Raw genomic sequence first — 17,260 nt, 5'->3', positions numbered from 1 at the left:
TGCAGTGTTTCCAATTGGACTTGCAAGGCGTCTTTTTGTTTGTAAAGGAGGTCTATGTTGTATAGGCTGTTGGCAATCTCATCCTTGAGCTGTTCTGCCTGTTTGACGGCAGTTTGGGCTTTCTCCGTCGGCAAGACAGCTTGATTGCGTTCCTCCGCTGTAGCCCCGGCCTGGAGTTTTTGCAGGGCGACTTCTTGCTGCTCCAGCGTATTTTGGGCTGTCGTGTACTGGCTTTCGTAAAAGAAAAAATTTGATAATAATGGATGGGGTGGGATAAAATTGAATCCGGTGTAACGATAAGCCGGTAGTAAATATCGCATTCTATCAAAACGAGAGGAGAAAATGATGAAAGTGCGCAAAGCTCTGGGAATGACGTCTTTCTTTGCTGCTGCACTTGTTTTGGGAGCCGGGTACGGGAACACAGAAGCGAATTCAAGTAATTCTCAGCCGTCCTATCATGAGTGTAAAGCTGAAACAACAAAAGAAAAAGCATGGAGCGATTATGTAGATCAAGAAATCGAAGCGGTATTGCTCGCAAGCTATCAGGATGCCTTCCGATCTTTCGAGATCGATGCAAGCGAGTTCAGTTATTACAGCCTGCATGAAGCATCGAAGAATATCAAGGAAATCACATCTCCGACGCACTCCTATCTCTTGAAAAAAGCTGCTCTGGAGGCGGTGGTGCAAGATATTCAGACCGGAGACTTCATGCCCGGACTCTTTGTACACAAAGATGGCTCGCGCGCCTTTCTCACGTTTAAGCAATTGGAAACGGGTGAAAATTACATCTATTGGCTGCAACTCAATCCGCAAAGGCAAGTCAGTATGAACGCAGAAGGGGAAATAACCAACGTGTGGGAAGTGGCGGAAGCGGAGAAGAAAGACGGCAAAAAAATCGAGAAGCCAAAGCTGAAAAGTCTCCAGGATTTTTTCTGAGCGAGCCATAAAAAGCCGCGATGCCACAGTTTGCGCATCACACACAGCTACCCGCCCCAAAGGAAGAGGGGCGGGTTTTTGCTGTTCACGGTTACTCCTGCGGCTCTTTCAGATCGTCGGCTCTGTCCGCAAGCAATCTCTTGATCAGTATTTTCGATACTAGTCGTCAGCGAACAAGTCGGCCAGCATGGATGTACGGTTGTCAAAAAAGCGCTTCGTAATTTGATAGTGCATCGTTTGTTCATACGCGATCTCCGAGAGCGGAGCGGAATCAAAATTCAGGATTTGGGCTCCGGGATAGGCGAGCAAAATGGGCGAGTGAGTCACGATAATAAACTGTGCTTCGTCTTCGAAATCTTTGAGCAGCCGCAGCATGGCCAATTGACGGGCAGGGGAGAGTGCCGCCTCGGGCTCGTCCAGCAAATAAATGGCCCGTTTCCCGAAGCAATGGGCAAACAGCGAAAAAAACGACTCTCCGTGCGACTGTTCCTTGAAAGAATCTCCGTAGTAGTCCAAAGTTCCCCGCGCCGATTCCAGATGAGAGGAAAATTGGTAGAACGTCTCGGCCCGAAAGAAAAAGCCGTTGGACACCTTGGGAAGCCAGGAAAGGCGAATGTGATTGCCGAGAGCAGGTAGCTCTAGCTGATCGACCCGGTAGCTGTTGTTTCTGCCGCCACCCGCGGCATGGAATCCGCACTGGTAGGCGATCGCTTCCAGGAGGGTGGACTTGCCCGTGCCGTTTTCCCCGACGAAAAACGTAACCCGACTCGTAAATTCAATCGTCTCCAGACTGCGCAAAGCCGGGATCGTAAACGGGTACCTGTCGGATGGGGAAGCGGGTGATGGTTCGAGTGACAGAGCGCGAAGGAACATGAGGACCCCCCTTGCTTTCAAGAATGTACAAAATGATTACCCCCACGCCGGTTCTTCCTTACCGTACCTCTCGTAAAACTCGTTTTCAAGCATGGACATCATTACCATATCATGGAACGTCCCGTTTGCGAACAAGACATCGCGCTGAACGCCTTCCCGTTTGAAGCCGATTTTTTCGTACACGTGGATTGCTCTCGGATTAAATGTGTAGACCCCGAGATGGATGCGGTGCAGGTTCAATGAAACAAATCCTACGCGCAGCATGAGCAGCATCGCCTCGGTACCGTAGCCTTTGCCTCTGAATGTGCTGCCCTGGATGCCGATGCGGATGTTGGCACTGCGGTTGACGGTGTCCATTTCATTGAGCACAACCTCTCCGACAAGCATACCGGAGGATTTCTCGACAATCATGTAATCGACGCGTTCCCCGCTGTTTACGATACTGATTTTGCGCAACCATTCCTCTATGTCTTTACGTGAAAATTCCGTTTGCGAGCCTGTCAGACGATTCATTTCTTCATCCTGCAAAAAGGCAGCATACGCTTCTACATCATCCAGACGGGCATATCGCAGCCTGATATGTTCCCCTTCGACGGGACGGCCGGAAAAAGGCATAATCATTCTCCTGTCTTTGCTTTTTCTTTTCACTTATTCCAATGTTCCAGCCATCGCATCCAGCATCGAATTCCATGCTTTTTCCGCATGCGGCGCGTATTCGCTCCAGTTGGGATGCATCCGGTGGGTAAGCGTGAGCGCTGAGCCTGTTCCCGACGGTACGATTTCGACGGTTACCTCATCGGCATCCGGCAGGTCATCGACGGTCGCCCAGGTGAATACGAGCCGCCGGAGAGGATCGATTTCCAGGTACGTCCCGATATGTTCGATTAATGCGTCGTCGCGCCGGACGACAAAGGAGAAGCTGCCGCCGACACGCGCGTCAATTGCGGTCTGCACGATTTCATCCTGGGGAAACATCCACTGTTTTACTTGTTCGGGATCGATCCAGGCCTGGAAGACATGCTCGGGAGCGGCTTCCAACTGCCGGACGATGCGTGCGGCCGGGGAGGAAGACGGGGCTTCTGCCTGCATGCTGCGGTACTTGTCGTGGTACTCCTCCCAGCGATTCCAGGGGAATGCGATAGGGTTGTCCGCCAGCGCTCCATCCAGCATCTCCAGGTGGACGTGCCAACCAGCTTGCATGCGCGGCAGGTCGTATGCGCCCAGAAAAGTGTGGCTGAGGATGAGCAGGCAGCCTTCTCCTTCCGCCGACAAATCCCAGCGCACGACAGACTGTCCTGCGTCGGGGCTGTTCCAGGTATATTCGATCAGGGTCGGGGGATTGACCTGCGTGATCGCACCGCTCGCTACATCCCCTGTGTTGCCAAAGCGGAATCCCACCTTGCCGCCTGCTGCCAGCTCGATCTCTGTTTCAGCCGTCAGCCACTGGGCGACCATGTCGGGGCTTGTAATCGCTGCCCATACTTTTTCCAGGGAGTGATTGAGATGACGGATAAAACGAACCACGTACCCTCCATCCACTTGTTCGACTCTTCCAAGCATATCTACTCCTCCTCATGTAACCATGTTTCCGGATTGTCCGGCTTTTTGGACCAGAATTTCCGGTACGGCAGTAGCCAGTTGTCCATCTCGGCGAGCGGTTCCGGACACAGGCGATAGATATGGGTCTGGCCGCGCCGCTGGACTTGGACCAGTCCAGCCTCGCGCAAAATGCGCAGATGCTTGGACACCCCGGGCTGGCTCAAATGAGACTGCTCGACCAGCTCCCCGACCGAACGCTCCTTGAGAAGCAAGAGATCGAGGATATGGCGGCGATTTGGTTCGGCCAGTACATCAAACACACTACCTTGTCTCATTGTCGACGTCGATCCATCCCTTCTTTATGCAGAAGTTCTCTCCTTATATTTCCGTTATGTTATATAACTGTCAAGATATAATTGGCAAATCGTTGGCATGTAGCGGTTGACGGCGTATGAGGGAATCTGCTTTCCAAATCATTTCGAAAATTAGATTGATTTTTTACAATAACCTCGTTTATTATTTAATAAACCGATTTAGTAAACCGATTTAGGAGAGAGAAACGAGAAGGGGTGTTCTATGAAACCAGTCACGATGGCAGATGTAGCTGCCCTGGCGAATGTTTCGAAGAGTACGGTTTCCCAGTACATCAACAATCGGTATGACTACATGAGCGAAGAGACCAAGCTCCGCATCCAGGATGCGATCCAACAGTTGGGCTACAAGCCGAATTACGTTGCCAAAAGTTTGAAGCAAAAGCAAACATCAACGATCGGCGTCATCGTAGCGAATATTTTGCACACGTTTTCAACCCAAGTGATTCGTTCGATCGAAGACGTCTGTCGCGAGGCCAATTTCCACGTCATCGTCTGCAATGCCGACGACAACCCGCAACAGGAGAGAGAGTACATCGAAATGTTGCGAGCCAAGCAGATCGACGGACTGATCGTCTTTCCGACAGGTGGAAACATGGCTTTGTACGAGAGCATGGTAAAGGAACAGTATCCGCTTTTGTTCGTCGACCGTCTCGTACACGATTTGCAAGTAGACAGCTTTTTGTTGGATAACGAAAAAGCGTCCGAGCTGGCAGTTGATCACCTTGTTGAAAACGGATACAAACGGATCGGCATGCTGACCACCTCCCTCGAGACGAATATCACACCGCGTATCGAGCGGATTTCGGGCTATAAAAAGGCGTTGAAAAAGCACGGGCTGCCGGTTCTCGAAGAGTACTACACGGGTGTCGATGTGAGCAGGATGGAAGCGGTGCTCGACGAGATGTTTCGCTTGCCGGAACCCCCGGAAGCGCTGATCGCCGGCAACGACTTGACGATTATGGAAATCTTGAAGTTCGCCAAAAAACGTGATTTGTCCATCCCGCAGCAGGTGGCACTCATCGGGATCGACGAAGTGTCGTTCTCCGGCATTTACCATCCTGCGCTGACGACGATTGCCCAGCCTGCTTTCGAAATGGGCAAAAAGGCTGCGGAGAAGCTGCTGGAACAGATCAAGGGATCTTACGAGGAGCAAAAGGAAGTGCGGCGGTTTACGCCGACGATCATCATTCGGGAATCGACCTGAGCAGACGAAGTAAGGGATGAGGAGACGTAAGGAGAGATCACATTGCTAGACGTAATCACAATAGGGGATGCCCTGGTAGCGATGACCCCTATGAGTTCAGGGAGGTTGAGATTCGTCCATACCTTCGAGAAAAAAGTGGGCGGTGCCGAACTGAACGTGGCCATGGGCTGTGCCCGCCTGGGACTTAGGGCAGGCTGGATCAGCCGCTTGGGAAATGATGAATTCGGCCACTACATTCGGCAGGTTGTCCGCGGCGAGGGAATCGACACCACACATGTGCAAATGGTCGATGGCTGTCCGACCTCCCTGTATTTCAAAGAAATGTTTGACGATGGACGAGCCAGTTCGTACTACTACCGCCAAAATTCGCCGACCGCGACGATGCGTCCGGAGCAGATCGACGAATCGTATGTGGCGCAGGCCAAGATTGTGCACGTATCGGGCGTGTTTCCGGCCGTTACCGAATCCAATCGCGATGTGCTGCTGCATCTCGTCCGACTGGCGAAGAAAAACGGCGTGCTGGTCACTTTTGACCCGAATATCCGCCTGAAGCTGTGGACGCCGGACGAAGCGCGGGAAACACTGCTTGCGCTGATGCCGTACGTCGATGTGGTACTGGCCGGCGAAGAAGAAGCCGAGCTGCTTGTCGGGACATCGGAGCCTGCTGAAGTGTTCGCCCGATTTGCGAAGCTGGGCGTCGACCACGTCATCATCAAGCAGGGCGAGCGAGGAGCGGTCGGCTGCCGCGATGGCGCAGTCCTGCATCATCCGGCGATCCCCGCACCGGTCGTCGTCGATACGGTCGGAGCAGGTGACGGTTTTGCCGTAGGCTATCTGTACAGCCTGTTGCAAGGATGGGATTTGCAGCAATCGCTGCACCTGGCCAACCTGATCGGCTCGATCGTCGTAGGCGTACGCGGTGACAACGAAGGCTTGCCTTATCTGGATGAGATCGAGGTTTACCTCGGCCATAAAAAGCGAATTGAGCGTTAAACGACGGTCAGCGTAAATTTCCTCGGGAAACATCAGCTCGGGGGGATTTCAATCGATTCCTCGTAAACGCTTTCAACAAAATACAAAATAAACAAGTAAGAGGGGTAATGAAACATGAAAAAAAGCACCAAATGGACAAAAGTGATTTTTTCTGTGGTAACAGCTCTGTCGCTTGCAGCATGTTCCTCCGGCGGCAATTCCGCTGCTCCGGGCGGTGAGACGGGTGGCAGCGGCGAGAAGATCGTCGTGAATATCGCGTACGGCAACCAGCCCGGCGAGCCAATCGACCAGCAGGCCAACAAATGGAAAGAGCTCGCCGAGGAAAAAAGCGGCGGCCGCCTGGAACTGAAGCTGTTCCCAAGCTCGCAGCTCGGCTCTGAAAAAGACGTGATCGAGCAGGCGATGATGGGGAACAACACCGTCATCCTGACAGGCTACGACTTCCTGATGGACTACGTTCCCGACATGGGGATCTTTACCGCTCCGTATTTGACGGACAGCACAGATGACCTTTTCTACCTGACGACGACAGAGTGGTTCGACGGACTGCGCTCCGACCTGCGTGAAAAAGGGCTGGAAGTAGTGACGACCAATACACTGTACGGCCATCGCCACCTGATGACCGTAAAAGAAGTGAAAACACCGGAAGATTTGAGCGGGATGAAAATCCGCGTGCCAAACAGCAACATCTACACCAAGACATTTGAAGCGATGGGAGCGACACCGACACCGATGCCGCTGGCTGAGGTTTACACTTCGCTCCAGCAAGGCCTGATCGACGGCGCTGAAAATCCACTGCCGGTTCTGCAAGGTTCCAAGACAAATGAAGTAGCCAAATACCTGGCATTGACCGAGCATACAAAAATTATCAGCCCGTGGGTGGCTGGTACAGCGTTCTTTGACACCATGCCGGAAGATCTGCAGCAAATCCTGAAAGAAACCGGTGACGAAGCTGGAGAATACGCAAAAGCAATCACGAATGAGCAATCGGAAAAGGTACTGGAAGAATTCAAGCAACAGGGTGTCACTGTAACGGAAGTGGATCTGAACGCGTTTAAGGAAAAAACCAAAAGCGTGTACGATGCATTCCCGCAATGGTCTCCCAACCTTTACGACACCGTTCAAGAACTGCTGAAAAACCGGCAGTAGGGCTGGATTTAAAGGGGCCTTCGGCGAAGGCCCCCCTTTCATACAGGAGGGAATAAATGGTGAAAAAATGGCTGTATTTCGTTGATGATGCAATTGCCGGAATCGCCTGCGCCGGGGTCATTTTCTTGACGTTTTTCAACGTAGTTGCCCGCTTTGTGTTCAATAACCCGATAGGCTGGGCAGAGGAAGTGACGCTGGGGCTGTTGATTTGGATGGTGTTTATCGGATTGAGCTCCTCTATGAAAGACAATGGCCACATTGGTGTCGACTACTTCGTGCGCAAGCTGCCAAAGCCTGCTGCCCGTTTTGTCCGTGCCGTAAAAGTGGTCGTGATTTACTTCGTGCTGCTCGGAATCTTCGTAGGCTTCGGCTATCAATTGACAGCCCAGGCAGCAAGCAAACTTACGCCGATATTGGGAATTAGCTATCAATACATCGACATGGCTGTGCCGCTTGGCGGACTGCTTGCGGCCATTCACTACACGATCCTTCTGATTCGTTCGAGGAAATCTGCCGGGAAGGGGGAAAACGCCTAGTATGCTGCTCACATTGACCCTGATTGTCTTGCTGGTTTTGCTGTTTATTGACATCCCCATTTCGTTTGCCCTGGCAGGCAGCGTCGCCTTTTACATCCTGTTTAATGACAGCGTCCCTGATGCGATTTTGATCCAGCGAATGGTCGGAGGGATCGAATCGGTTCCTTTGCTTGCCATCGTATTTTTTATCGCCGCAGGGATATTGATGAACTACACGGGAATCACGCAGCGTATGCTGAATTTTGCGCAAGTCGTTACCAAGCCGTTGCCGGGCCGTCTCGGTCAGGTGAATGTCCTGCTCAGCACGATGATGGGCGGAATTTCCGGTTCCAACGTAGCGGATGCAGCCATGAGCTCCAAGATCCTGGTGCCGGAGATGGAGAAGAAAGGCTATCCCAAATCGTTTGCCACCGTTTTGACGGCTGCCTCCTCCCTGATCACGCCAATTCTACCCCCGGGCATCGCGATGATTATGTACGGCTTCGTCGGCAACGTGTCGATCGGGAAGCTGTTTATGGCCGGGATTTTGCCGGGACTGGTGCTGTGCGTGATCTACATGCTGTATGTTCATTACATTGCCAAAAAGCGCAATTATGAAACGGAAACACGCGGCTGGCCGACGGCAAAGGAATTCGTGTTTTCCTTGAAAGACGCTCTGCTCGCGTTCATGCTTCCGGTAATTATCATCGGCGGGATTCGTTTCGGCATATTCAGTGCGACAGAAGCGGGAGCGATCGCGGTCGTGTTCGCTCTGCTCCTGGGACTGGGGATTTATCGTGAAATGAAGATGAAACACATGGTCATCGCGGTTGTCGAGACGGTGAAAACATCGGCATCTATCCTGCTGATTATCGCTGCCGGTTCGGCTTTTGGCTGGATCTTGACGCTGGAGCAGGTGCCGCAGACGCTGACCGGCTTCATGCTGGAATACGTCTCCAGCCCTACGATGTTCTTTTTGATCGTGATGGTCTTCCTGCTGCTGATCGGGATGTTCGTCGAAGGAAACGTCGCACTGGTCATCCTCACGCCGCTGTTCATGCCGATGCTTCAGGCCTATCAGATCGACCCGGTTCACTTCGGGATTTTCTTTATCATGTGCCTGAGTATCGGGACGCTGACGCCGCCAGTCGGAACGATTATGATCGCAACGAGTGCGATTACCGGTACGAAAATCGAAGACTTCGTCAAGCACAGCTTTCCGTTTCTCGCCCTGCTGATCATCGCCACGCTGCTGATCGCCTTTATTCCGGGCATTTCGCTGTGGCTGCCGAACTTGCTGTACTGACGACCAAACAGTTTGAACAAAAATGAGGTGGGACTGTGGAAGAAACCAAACAAGGCTTCATCCAGATACACAAATCGGACAATGTGTGGATTTGCCTTCGGGATGTCAAAAAAGGGGAGAGCGTCGAAGTAAACGGACAGACTGTCGTCGCCTGTGAAGACATTCCGAGCGGACATAAAATCGCCAACCAGTCGATTGCGGCAGGATCTGACATCGTCAAGTACGGCTTTCCGATCGGACACGCGACGGCAGGCATCTCGGCCGGTGAATGGGTACACAGCCACAATGTAAAAACGAATCTGGAAGGCGAAGTGAGCTATTCCTACAATCCGGTTGCGACCAGTGTCTACCCGCATGCGCGTGACGAGAACCGGACCTTTCTCGGCTATGTGCGGGAGAATGGCGACGTAGGGGTTCGCAACGAAATCTGGATTGTCAACACTGTAGGCTGCATCAACAAGGTAGCGGAGCAACTGGCAAAGATGGCGGATCAGACGTATAAATCCGAGCATATCGACGGCGTCTACCATTTCCCGCATCCGTTCGGGTGTTCGCAGCTCGGGGACGATTTGGTGCACACGCAAAAAATTCTCGCCGATCTCGTCAATCATCCCAATGCAGGCGGCGTCCTGGTACTCGGACTGGGCTGCGAGAACAATTACATTGACTTGTTCAAAGAGGCGATTGGTCCGTACCACGCCGATCGGGTCAAATTCCTCGCCGTCCAGCAGGTGGAAGACGAGATGGAAGAAGGTCTGGAGCTGATCGAAGAGTTGGTGGCCTATGCTTCCCAGTTCAAGCGGCAGGAAGTTCCTGTATCCAAGCTGAAGGTAGGTTTGAAGTGCGGAGGGTCGGACGGCTTGTCTGGGATCACTGCCAATCCGTTGGTCGGCGTTTTCTCCGATCAGCTCATCTCGCTGGGGGGCGCTACGGTACTGACCGAGGTACCCGAGATGTTCGGCGCGGAGACGATCCTGATGGAGAGGGCAAAAGACGAGCAGGTGTACGCCAAGATCGTCGAGCTCGTCAACGATTTCAAACACTACTTCGCCAAAAACGGTCAGCCGATCTACGAAAATCCGTCGCCGGGCAACAAAAAAGGCGGCATTACCACTCTCGAGGAAAAATCGCTCGGCTGTGTTCAAAAAGGCGGATTCGGACGGGTAGACGATGTCCTGCAATACGGCGATCGCGTAACCCGCAACGGGCTCAGCCTGTTGCAGGGGCCGGGAAATGACCTCGTCTCGGTGACGGCCCTGGCTGCTTCCGGCTGTCAGATCGTGCTGTTTACGACCGGACGCGGGACGCCGTTTGGCGGCCCTGTGCCGACCGTGAAAATTTCCACGAACACGCCGCTGTACGAGCGCAAGAAAAACTGGATTGACTACAATGCCGGAAAACTGGTCGAGGGCGCGGCGATGGAAGAAGTGGCCGAAGACTTTTTCCAATACGTGCTCGATCTCGCCTCCGGTCGCGTCCAGACGAAAAATGAATTGTACGGCTACAAAGAGATCGCGATCTTCAAAGATGGCGTCATGCTGTAAGGAGGGAGCGGCGATGGATCAAGGACAGATCCCGGCACTCAACCGTAACAGACTGCAGGCAAGCGATCCGGGGAGCTATGCTGCGCTCCCGGAGCGTGTTTTGCAGATCGGTGAAGGAAACTTCATGCGCGGCTTTCTCGACTGGATGTTGTACCGCATGAACCGCAGCGGCTGCTTTTCCGGTCGCGCCGTGGCGATCCAGCCCACTCCGCGCGGCAAAGTCGTGCCCAAGCTGAACAGGCAGGACGGGTTGTATACCTTGGTGCAGCGCGGTCTGGAAAACGGCGAGGCCGTCGAGCGGATCGAACTGGTCGATGCGATCAGCAGAGGAATCAACCCGTATGACAACTGGGCGGCAGCGCTGCGGACGGCTGAATCGCCCGACATTCGCTTCGTCGTATCCAATACGACCGAAGCCGGGCTGCAATGGAGCGAGGAAGCGTGGGAGCCGGAAAAATCGCCCCTGTCATACCCGGGCAAACTGGTTGCGCTGATGTATCATCGCTATCGGCATTTTGAGGGGGCGGCAGAAGCTGGCTGGGTGATTTTGCCGTTGGAATTGGTCGAGGACAATGGCCGCGTCTTGCAGGAACTGTGCAAGCAGGCAGCCGTCCATTGGGGGCTGTCTGACGACTTTCTTGACTGGATGGACCACTCTTGCGTGTTTGCCAATACGCTGGTGGACCGGATTGTCACAGGCTATCCGCACGGGGAGGAAGAAGCGTGGGCGAGCAGGCTGGGCTATCAGGACGAGCTTTTGACGGTGTGCGAACCGTACCACCTGTTTGTCATCGAAGGACCGGACGGTTTGGCAGATGAGCTGCCGTTTCGGCAGGCAGGCCTGCGCGTCCACTTTGACCGGATCGACCAGTACCGCGAGTTGAAAGTGAAGCTGCTGAACGCCCCGCATACGCTGCTGGCGGCAGTGGCCTTTTTGGCCGGGGTGGATACAGTGAGAGAAGCGGTAGAGGATCGGCAGTTGCGCGGCTATTTGCTGCAGGCGATGTCGGCAGAAATCACAGAGACGCTGTCGGCGACAAACCGCGAGCGGGCGGAGGGTTACATCGACGATGTGCTGCAGCGCTTCGCCAACCCGTATTTGCACCACCGTCTGCACGACATCAGCTTAAACGGGCTGTCCAAGTACAAGACGAGGGTGCTTCCCTGCGTCCGTGCCTACCAGGCGGAAAAAGGGACGCTGCCGTTGGCGTTGACGTTTGGCCTGGCAGCATTGTTCGTCTTCTATCGCGGAAAGAGCGATGGGGAGAAGTTCGTCGGTCACAGGGACAACAATGAATCATACGAAATTCGCGATCATGCGGTGTTTGTCGCCGAGCTGGGCGAAGTGTGGGAACGAGCAGACTCGCTTTCGGCTGGTGTGGAGCATTTCCTCGGCATGACCGGGATCTGGGATGAGGACCTGAATCAGGTCGCCGGACTGACTGAGGAAGTGACGCGGCACGTGGAGGCAATCGTACGGCACGGCATTCGCCAGGCATTGCAGCAAATCGGGTTTTCAACAGCGGAAGGGGTAGAGCGATGAGAACAATCGTATGTCAGCAACCGGGAAACATGGAGATGATCGAGACAGCTCCCGCCAGCGTGGGGGAGCATGAAGTGCGCGTGACCATCAAGCGGATCGGCATCTGCGGCACAGACATTCACGCATATGCCGGGAATCAGCCGTTTTTTGCCTACCCGCGGGTGCTCGGCCATGAGCTGTCAGGCGAGGTCGCCGAAACAGGCGCAGGTGTGACCGCGGTCAAAGCAGGAGACAAGGTCACGATCATCCCGTACATGCACTGCGGCACCTGCGTATCCTGCCGCAGCGGAAAAACGAACTGCTGCACGCAGATGCGCGTACTGGGCGTCCATATTGACGGGGGAATGCGCGAGTCGCTCGTCGTACCTGCCACCCATGTGCTGCCTGTACCGCATCTGTCCTGGGAGGAAGCGGCGATCGTCGAGCCGCTGTGTATCGGTGCGCACGCGGTGCGCCGCGCCCGCCTGCAGCAGCAGGAGACTGTGCTGGTGATCGGGATGGGGCCGATTGGACTTGGGGTAGCGCGTTTTGCCAAGCTGCAGGGAGCCAAGGTCATCGCCATGGACATGAGCGAGGAGCGGCTTGCGTTTTGCAAACAGTGGGATGCGTGTGACGAGATCGTGCTCGCTTCCGATCAGCCGAAGGAGCGTATTCTGGAGCTGAACGGGCAAGATTTGCCGACCGTCGTGTTCGACGCGACCGGGAACAAGCACTCGATGAGCGGCGCTTTTGACTTTGTGGCGCATGGCGGAACGCTCGTCTACGTAGGCTTGGTCAAGGATCAGATCGCGTTTTCCGATCCTGACTTCCACGCCAAGGAGCTTACGCTGATGGGCAGCCGCAATGCGACGCGGGATGATTTTTCCTACGTGATCGACTGCATGAATGAAGGCAAGATCAACTCTGCCGCGTATATTTCCGAAATCATTCCGTTTACGCGCTTTGCCAAGGAGCACGAGGAATTGATGAAGCCCAATCGAGGCGTGATCAAGTCGATGATTACGCTGGATGAAGAGGAGTGTGGGAAATGAGCAAACGGCTGGATGTCTATCAGCGTCTGCAGCAGGCGGGAATCGTGGCGGTCATGCGGCGAATGAAGCCGCAGACCGTCGTGGAGATCGTCTCCGCATTGAAGCGGGCAGAGGTGACGGCGGTGGAAATCACGGTCGAGCATCCCGATGGCTACGCTTGTCTCGAAGTGTTGAAAAAAGAATTCGGCCAGGACATTTTGCTCGGAGCGGGCACGGTGCTGGATGCGCCGACAGCCAAGCGGGCGATCGAGTCCGGCGCTGATTTTCTCGTCACCCCGGTGGTGAAGACGGACGTCATCGCCTTGGCCAATCGTTACGGCGTGCTGATGGCTGCGGGTGCGATGACTCCGACGGAGATTTTGACCGCCTACGAAGCGGGGGCAGACATCGTCAAAGTCTTCCCGGCCGATGCGCTGGGACCCGAGTACCTGAAGCATGTAAAAGGCCCGCTGGGGCATATCCCGCTGATGCCGACCGGAGGAATCAATCTGGACAATCTCGCCGACTACCTGCGCCAGGGAGCGGTCTGTGTGGGCGTGGGCGGCGCGCTCTACCAGTACGAGACGGCCGAGGAGATCGAACGTGCCGCGAAGCAGTTTGTGCAGGTGTATAAAAGCGTGCGGGCGTAGGTCCGGCTAAACGCGTATACGAGTGTAACAGGCTCTTTTTTTGCGAGATGCAAAGAAGAGCCTGTTTCTGTTTTTGCATATAGTATAACTATACTCTCGACTCTTTCTTTTAGCTGTGCTATCATATTATCTTGTTAATGAGTTACCACTTTACCATAGTAAACAGAGAAACAGGGGGAGAAACATGAAAAAGCTAGCAGGAATCTGTCTGATGGTAGGAGCGATGCTCTCGTTGGTTGTCGGCTGCTCCAGTGCAAATACGGGCAGCGATGCCACAGGTGCCGCAGAAGGAGCGAAAGAGCAGCTCATCATCGGAATTGACGACAAATTTGCGCCGATGGGTTTTCGCGATGAAAACAATGAAATCGTCGGTTTTGATATCGATTACGCCCGGGCAGCCGCAGAGTTGATGGGCAAGGAAGCGGTGTTCCAGCCGATCGACTGGAGTGCCAAGGAATCGGAGCTGAACAGCGGCCGTATCGACCTGATCTGGAATGGCTATACCATTACTGAGGATCGCAAGGAAAAAGTGCTGTTCACCAAGCCGTACCTGAAGAACGCGCAGGTGATCGTCACCCTGGCCGACTCCGAGATCGCAAGCATCGACGATCTGGCAGGCAAGGAAGTAGGGCTGCAAAAGCTGTCTTCCGCAGCAGACGCGCTGAACGCCAATCCGATCAAGGACGAGATCAAAACAATCGTCGAGTTTGGAGACAACGTACTCGCTCTGAACGACTTGAAAATCGGCCGCATCGAAGCGGTCGTGATCGACCAGATCGTGGCGGACTACTATATGGCGAAGGAAGAGGGGACGTTCAAGCTGCTGGATGACTCCCTGGCGCCGGAAGAGTACGGAATCGGCGTGAAAAAAGGCAACGAGGCACTGCTTGAGGAGCTGCAAAAAGCGCTGGACGAGCTGAATGCCAACGGAACGGCAGCGCAGATTTCCGAGAAGTGGTTCGGCGAAGATCGCGTATTGAAATAACGAAGCTGCAAGCAAAAACCGGATGACGACTGACAGTCCGGTTTTTGCCCTTGTTACAGAGAAGTGCAGTATACAGATTAGGAGTATACGAAGATGAGTATCGATTACCTGATTACGATAACCGTGCCCATGCTGGAAGGGGCGCAGATGACGGTACTGCTCTTTTTGATCGCGATCATCTGCTCGATTCCGCTGGGCTTTCTCATTACCTTGATGGCAAAAAGCAGCAACAGGGGACTGGCCGGGTTTGCCCACGCCTACATTTACGTGATGCGGGGAACCCCGCTTCTCTTGCAGTTGTTGTTTATTTGCTTCGGATTGCCGCTGCTCCCTTTCATTGGCGAATACCTGGTCATGGATCGCTTCGTCGCGGCTTGTGTCGGCTTCGTCCTCAACTACGCTGCCTACTTCGCGGAGATTTTTCGCGGCGGATTGCTTGCGATCGACAAGGGCCAGTACGAAGCCGCGCAGGTTCTCGGATTTTCCAAATGGCAGACGACGCGCAAGATTATTTTGCCGCAGATGTTCCGTGTGGCTCTGCCTGCTGTAGCCAATGAATCGATTACGCTGGTGAAGGACACGGCTTTGTTGTACGCGGTCGCCGTTCCGGAGCTGCTGCATTTTGCGCAGACAGCGGTAAACCGTGATTTTACGATTGTGCCATTCTTTATCGCCGGGGTTATCTACTTGCTGATGACGCTCGTCCTGACGATGTTCTTCAAATGGCTGGAAAAACGATACAGGTTTGAATAGAGGGAGCATGTGAGATGGCAATGTTACAGGTGTCTCATCTGAAAAAGTCGTTTGGCAATCTGGAAGTATTGAAAAATGTCTCGTTTGAGGTCGCGAAAAACGACGTCATCGCCGTCATCGGACCGTCCGGCTCGGGCAAAAGCACGATGCTGCGAAGCCTGATTCACCTGGAGGAGGTAAACGGGGGCAGCATCCGCGTCGAGGACGACTACCTGGTCAAAGACGGGGTCTACGCCAGCAGCCAGGCGATCAGGCGGATTACCTCCAGGATGGGAATGGTGTTTCAGCACTTCAACCTGTTTCCTCATCTTACGGTCAAGGAAAATCTGGAGATCGCGCCCAAGATCGTCAAAGGCGAGTCAGGCGACCAGGTCGCGAAGCGCAGCATCGAGCTGCTCGCCAAGGTAGGACTGGAGCAAAAGGCGGACGCCTATCCGGCGAAGCTGTCCGGCGGTCAAAAGCAGCGGGTGGCAATCGCCCGCGCCCTGATGATGAAGCCAGACATCCTTTTGTTCGACGAGCCGACCTCCGCACTGGACCCGGAGCTGACCGGAGAGGTGCTGCAGGTCATCAAGCAGTTGGCCGAAGAGCAGATGACGATGATCGTGGTCACGCATGAAATGGGCTTTGCCCGGGAGGTCGCCAGCCAGGTCATGTTCATGGACGGCGGCGAGTTTATCGAGGCAGGTCCGCCGCAGCAATTTTTCGCCAATCCGCGCCACGAACGGACGAAGGCGTTTTTGCAGCGCGTTTTGTAAGAAGGCTCCGAAGCAGCTTCCCTGCTGCTTGGCGGGGCTTTTTTTGCGTTTAATCCTGATTAAACATAGTTATTGACTAGGAAATAGCTCTGATGTATAGTTTCTTCTATACAGAATGGAGTGGGTTTCCTGTAAACGCGGGAATGGTGCTTTGTCGATCGCCGTAAAGCGCGTGGCAAAGCGTATGCTTGTACATTCTATTCACACTAATCATACCTGTTTACATGGAAATTGAAGGGGGACTTATCACATGAAAAAAGTAGTACGTGTATTGGCATCGGGTTTGCTTGTTTTGGCACTGGCTGCCTGCGGAAGTTCGGAGGCAAGCACCACAATCAGTGAAAACAAGATCGTAGTTGGGGTAACGTCAGGCCTTCACGAAGAGATTTTGGAAAAAGTAAAGGAAGTGGCGGCAAAAGACGGACTGGAAGTAGAGATCAAGGCATTCTCCGACTTCCAGATGCCCAATATCGCGCTGGTCGAAAAAGAAATCGACGCAAACAGCTATCAGACAATTCCCTTTTTGGAAACGTACAAATCCGAGCATAGCGCTGATCTGACCCAGGTGGGCGAGACGGTTCTCAACCCGATGGGCGTGTACTCCAATAAAATCAAGAGCCTGGACGAGCTGAAGGAAGGCGACATCATCGGGCTGCCGAGCGACCCGACCAACAGCGTACGGGCATTGCTGGTGTTCCAGAGCGCCGGACTGATCAAGCTCAAGGACGGTGCAGGCGACGAAGCGACGGTACTGGACATCGAAGAAAATCCGAAAAATTTGAAGTTTGTAGAATTGGATGCGGCACAAATTGCCAAGCAGTTGGACGATCTGGCAGCCGCTGCGATCAATACCAGCTACGCCATCAAAAATAATCTCCAGCCGGGCAAGGACTCCATTTACCTGGAGCAAAAAGACTCCAAGCACCACAACGTCATCGTCGTCCGTACCGAGAACAAGGATGACGCAGCCGTGCAAAAACTGGTTAAGGCCTATCAGAGTGACGAAGTCAAGACCTTCATCGAGGAACATTTTGAGGGCTCCGTAATTCCCGTCTGGTAATGCCACTGGCTCCACTCGTCTGAGGGTGGAGTCACAGCTTTTTCCAAAGACAACATTTCAGCCAGAGA

18 protein-coding genes are annotated in these 17,260 nt (G+C 53.8%); 14 read left to right on the top strand and 4 right to left on the bottom strand.

Features of this window, described 5'->3' with window-relative positions:
- Positions 1 to 345: 345 nt before the first annotated feature.
- Complete coding sequence (locus ACAF76_RS17005; protein WP_400162056.1) at positions 346 to 936, top strand: hypothetical protein; 591 nt, start codon at positions 346 to 348, stop codon at positions 934 to 936.
- 159 nt (positions 937 to 1,095) lie between these two features.
- Here the strand turns inward: ACAF76_RS17005 and ACAF76_RS17000 are convergent, their stop codons facing one another.
- Genes ACAF76_RS17000 through ACAF76_RS16985 form a run of 4 tightly spaced genes read right to left on the bottom strand, consistent with a single transcriptional unit; the run spans position 1,096 to position 3,668 of the window.
- The gene (locus ACAF76_RS17000; RefSeq protein ID WP_400162055.1) at positions 1,096 to 1,809 is read right to left on the bottom strand and encodes an AAA family ATPase; all 714 of its coding nucleotides are present in this window, start codon (positions 1,807 to 1,809) and stop codon (positions 1,096 to 1,098) included.
- Positions 1,810 to 1,845: 36 nt separating this feature from the next.
- Positions 1,846 to 2,424 carry a GNAT family N-acetyltransferase gene (locus ACAF76_RS16995; RefSeq protein ID WP_400162054.1) on the bottom strand — a complete coding sequence of 193 codons (579 nt, stop codon included), beginning with the start codon at positions 2,422 to 2,424 and terminating at the stop codon, positions 1,846 to 1,848.
- A 33-nt stretch (positions 2,425 to 2,457) separates the two neighbouring features.
- A complete protein-coding gene (locus ACAF76_RS16990) occupies positions 2,458 to 3,369 on the bottom strand; it encodes an SRPBCC domain-containing protein (protein WP_400162053.1) in 912 nt (303 codons plus the stop codon).
- Positions 3,370 to 3,371: 2 nt separating this feature from the next.
- The gene (locus ACAF76_RS16985) at positions 3,372 to 3,668 is read right to left on the bottom strand and encodes an ArsR/SmtB family transcription factor (RefSeq protein WP_400162052.1); all 297 of its coding nucleotides are present in this window, start codon (positions 3,666 to 3,668) and stop codon (positions 3,372 to 3,374) included.
- A 256-nt stretch (positions 3,669 to 3,924) separates the two neighbouring features.
- On the opposite strand from ACAF76_RS16985, the gene ACAF76_RS16980 reads away from it, so the two are divergent.
- The 13 genes from ACAF76_RS16980 to ACAF76_RS16920 all read left to right on the top strand — a co-directional run bounded on the left by ACAF76_RS16980 (position 3,925) and on the right by ACAF76_RS16920 (position 17,192).
- Entirely contained in the window at positions 3,925 to 4,926 is a 1,002-nt protein-coding gene (locus ACAF76_RS16980; protein ID WP_400162051.1) for a LacI family DNA-binding transcriptional regulator, read from the top strand.
- A 42-nt stretch (positions 4,927 to 4,968) separates the two neighbouring features.
- Positions 4,969 to 5,919, top strand: coding sequence for a sugar kinase (locus ACAF76_RS16975; protein WP_400162050.1), 951 nt, complete (start codon positions 4,969 to 4,971; stop codon positions 5,917 to 5,919).
- A gap of 114 nt (positions 5,920 to 6,033) precedes the next feature.
- Entirely contained in the window at positions 6,034 to 7,068 is a 1,035-nt protein-coding gene (locus ACAF76_RS16970; protein ID WP_400162049.1) for a C4-dicarboxylate TRAP transporter substrate-binding protein, read from the top strand.
- Positions 7,069 to 7,124: 56 nt separating this feature from the next.
- A complete protein-coding gene (locus tag ACAF76_RS16965) occupies positions 7,125 to 7,604 on the top strand; it encodes a TRAP transporter small permease (RefSeq protein WP_400162048.1) in 480 nt (159 codons plus the stop codon).
- Position 7,605: 1 nt separating this feature from the next.
- A complete protein-coding gene (locus ACAF76_RS16960) occupies positions 7,606 to 8,889 on the top strand; it encodes a TRAP transporter large permease (RefSeq protein ID WP_400162047.1) in 1,284 nt (427 codons plus the stop codon).
- A 35-nt stretch (positions 8,890 to 8,924) separates the two neighbouring features.
- Complete coding sequence (locus ACAF76_RS16955; RefSeq protein ID WP_400162046.1) at positions 8,925 to 10,433, top strand: UxaA family hydrolase; 1,509 nt, start codon at positions 8,925 to 8,927, stop codon at positions 10,431 to 10,433.
- 13 nt (positions 10,434 to 10,446) lie between these two features.
- Positions 10,447 to 11,976: a tagaturonate reductase gene (locus tag ACAF76_RS16950; protein ID WP_400162045.1), complete on the top strand. Its 1,530-nt coding sequence runs from the start codon at positions 10,447 to 10,449 to the stop codon at positions 11,974 to 11,976.
- Positions 11,973 to 13,007: a zinc-binding alcohol dehydrogenase family protein gene (locus ACAF76_RS16945; protein WP_400162044.1), complete on the top strand. Its 1,035-nt coding sequence runs from the start codon at positions 11,973 to 11,975 to the stop codon at positions 13,005 to 13,007. The genes ACAF76_RS16950 and ACAF76_RS16945 overlap by 4 nt, the downstream gene beginning before the upstream one ends.
- On the top strand, positions 13,004 to 13,636 hold the full coding sequence (locus ACAF76_RS16940; protein WP_400162043.1) for a bifunctional 4-hydroxy-2-oxoglutarate aldolase/2-dehydro-3-deoxy-phosphogluconate aldolase: 633 nt from the start codon (positions 13,004 to 13,006) through the stop codon (positions 13,634 to 13,636). The genes ACAF76_RS16945 and ACAF76_RS16940 overlap by 4 nt, the downstream gene beginning before the upstream one ends.
- A 184-nt stretch (positions 13,637 to 13,820) precedes the next feature.
- On the top strand, positions 13,821 to 14,621 hold the full coding sequence (locus ACAF76_RS16935) for an amino acid ABC transporter substrate-binding protein (RefSeq protein ID WP_400162042.1): 801 nt from the start codon (positions 13,821 to 13,823) through the stop codon (positions 14,619 to 14,621).
- Positions 14,622 to 14,714: 93 nt separating this feature from the next.
- Positions 14,715 to 15,374: an amino acid ABC transporter permease gene (locus tag ACAF76_RS16930; RefSeq protein WP_400162041.1), complete on the top strand. Its 660-nt coding sequence runs from the start codon at positions 14,715 to 14,717 to the stop codon at positions 15,372 to 15,374.
- Between the two features lie 14 nt (positions 15,375 to 15,388).
- Positions 15,389 to 16,132 carry an amino acid ABC transporter ATP-binding protein gene (locus ACAF76_RS16925; protein ID WP_400162040.1) on the top strand — a complete coding sequence of 248 codons (744 nt, stop codon included), beginning with the start codon at positions 15,389 to 15,391 and terminating at the stop codon, positions 16,130 to 16,132.
- Between the two features lie 250 nt (positions 16,133 to 16,382).
- Entirely contained in the window at positions 16,383 to 17,192 is an 810-nt protein-coding gene (locus ACAF76_RS16920; RefSeq protein ID WP_400162039.1) for a MetQ/NlpA family ABC transporter substrate-binding protein, read from the top strand.
- The last annotated feature ends 68 nt before the right edge of the window (positions 17,193 to 17,260 follow it).

Origin of the sequence: Brevibacillus sp. TJ4, from assembly GCF_044627595.2 — a bacterium.
Classification (GTDB): Bacteria; Bacillota; Bacilli; order Brevibacillales; family Brevibacillaceae; genus Brevibacillus.
The sequence above is the reverse complement of the archived record's forward strand: the minus strand, read 5'-3'. Positions and strand labels throughout refer to the sequence as shown.

Bases quoted from the DNA above. Each gene is read 5' to 3' on its own strand.
- ACAF76_RS17005 (WP_400162056.1), top strand. From the start codon at position 346: ATGAAAGTGCGCAAAGCTCTGGGAATGACGTCTTTCTTTGCTGCTGCA.
- ACAF76_RS17000 (WP_400162055.1), bottom strand. From the start codon at position 1,809: ATGTTCCTTCGCGCTCTGTCACTCGAACCATCACCCGCTTCCCCATCC.
- ACAF76_RS16995 (WP_400162054.1), bottom strand. From the start codon at position 2,424: ATGCCTTTTTCCGGCCGTCCCGTCGAAGGGGAACATATCAGGCTGCGA.
- ACAF76_RS16990 (WP_400162053.1), bottom strand. From the start codon at position 3,369: ATGCTTGGAAGAGTCGAACAAGTGGATGGAGGGTACGTGGTTCGTTTT.
- ACAF76_RS16980 (WP_400162051.1), top strand. From the start codon at position 3,925: ATGAAACCAGTCACGATGGCAGATGTAGCTGCCCTGGCGAATGTTTCG.
- ACAF76_RS16970 (WP_400162049.1), top strand. From the start codon at position 6,034: ATGAAAAAAAGCACCAAATGGACAAAAGTGATTTTTTCTGTGGTAACA.
- ACAF76_RS16965 (WP_400162048.1), top strand. From the start codon at position 7,125: ATGGTGAAAAAATGGCTGTATTTCGTTGATGATGCAATTGCCGGAATC.
- ACAF76_RS16960 (WP_400162047.1), top strand. From the start codon at position 7,606: ATGCTGCTCACATTGACCCTGATTGTCTTGCTGGTTTTGCTGTTTATT.
- ACAF76_RS16950 (WP_400162045.1), top strand. From the start codon at position 10,447: ATGGATCAAGGACAGATCCCGGCACTCAACCGTAACAGACTGCAGGCA.
- ACAF76_RS16945 (WP_400162044.1), top strand. From the start codon at position 11,973: ATGAGAACAATCGTATGTCAGCAACCGGGAAACATGGAGATGATCGAG.
- ACAF76_RS16940 (WP_400162043.1), top strand. From the start codon at position 13,004: ATGAGCAAACGGCTGGATGTCTATCAGCGTCTGCAGCAGGCGGGAATC.
- ACAF76_RS16935 (WP_400162042.1), top strand. From the start codon at position 13,821: ATGAAAAAGCTAGCAGGAATCTGTCTGATGGTAGGAGCGATGCTCTCG.
- ACAF76_RS16930 (WP_400162041.1), top strand. From the start codon at position 14,715: ATGAGTATCGATTACCTGATTACGATAACCGTGCCCATGCTGGAAGGG.
- ACAF76_RS16925 (WP_400162040.1), top strand. From the start codon at position 15,389: ATGGCAATGTTACAGGTGTCTCATCTGAAAAAGTCGTTTGGCAATCTG.
- ACAF76_RS16920 (WP_400162039.1), top strand. From the start codon at position 16,383: ATGAAAAAAGTAGTACGTGTATTGGCATCGGGTTTGCTTGTTTTGGCA.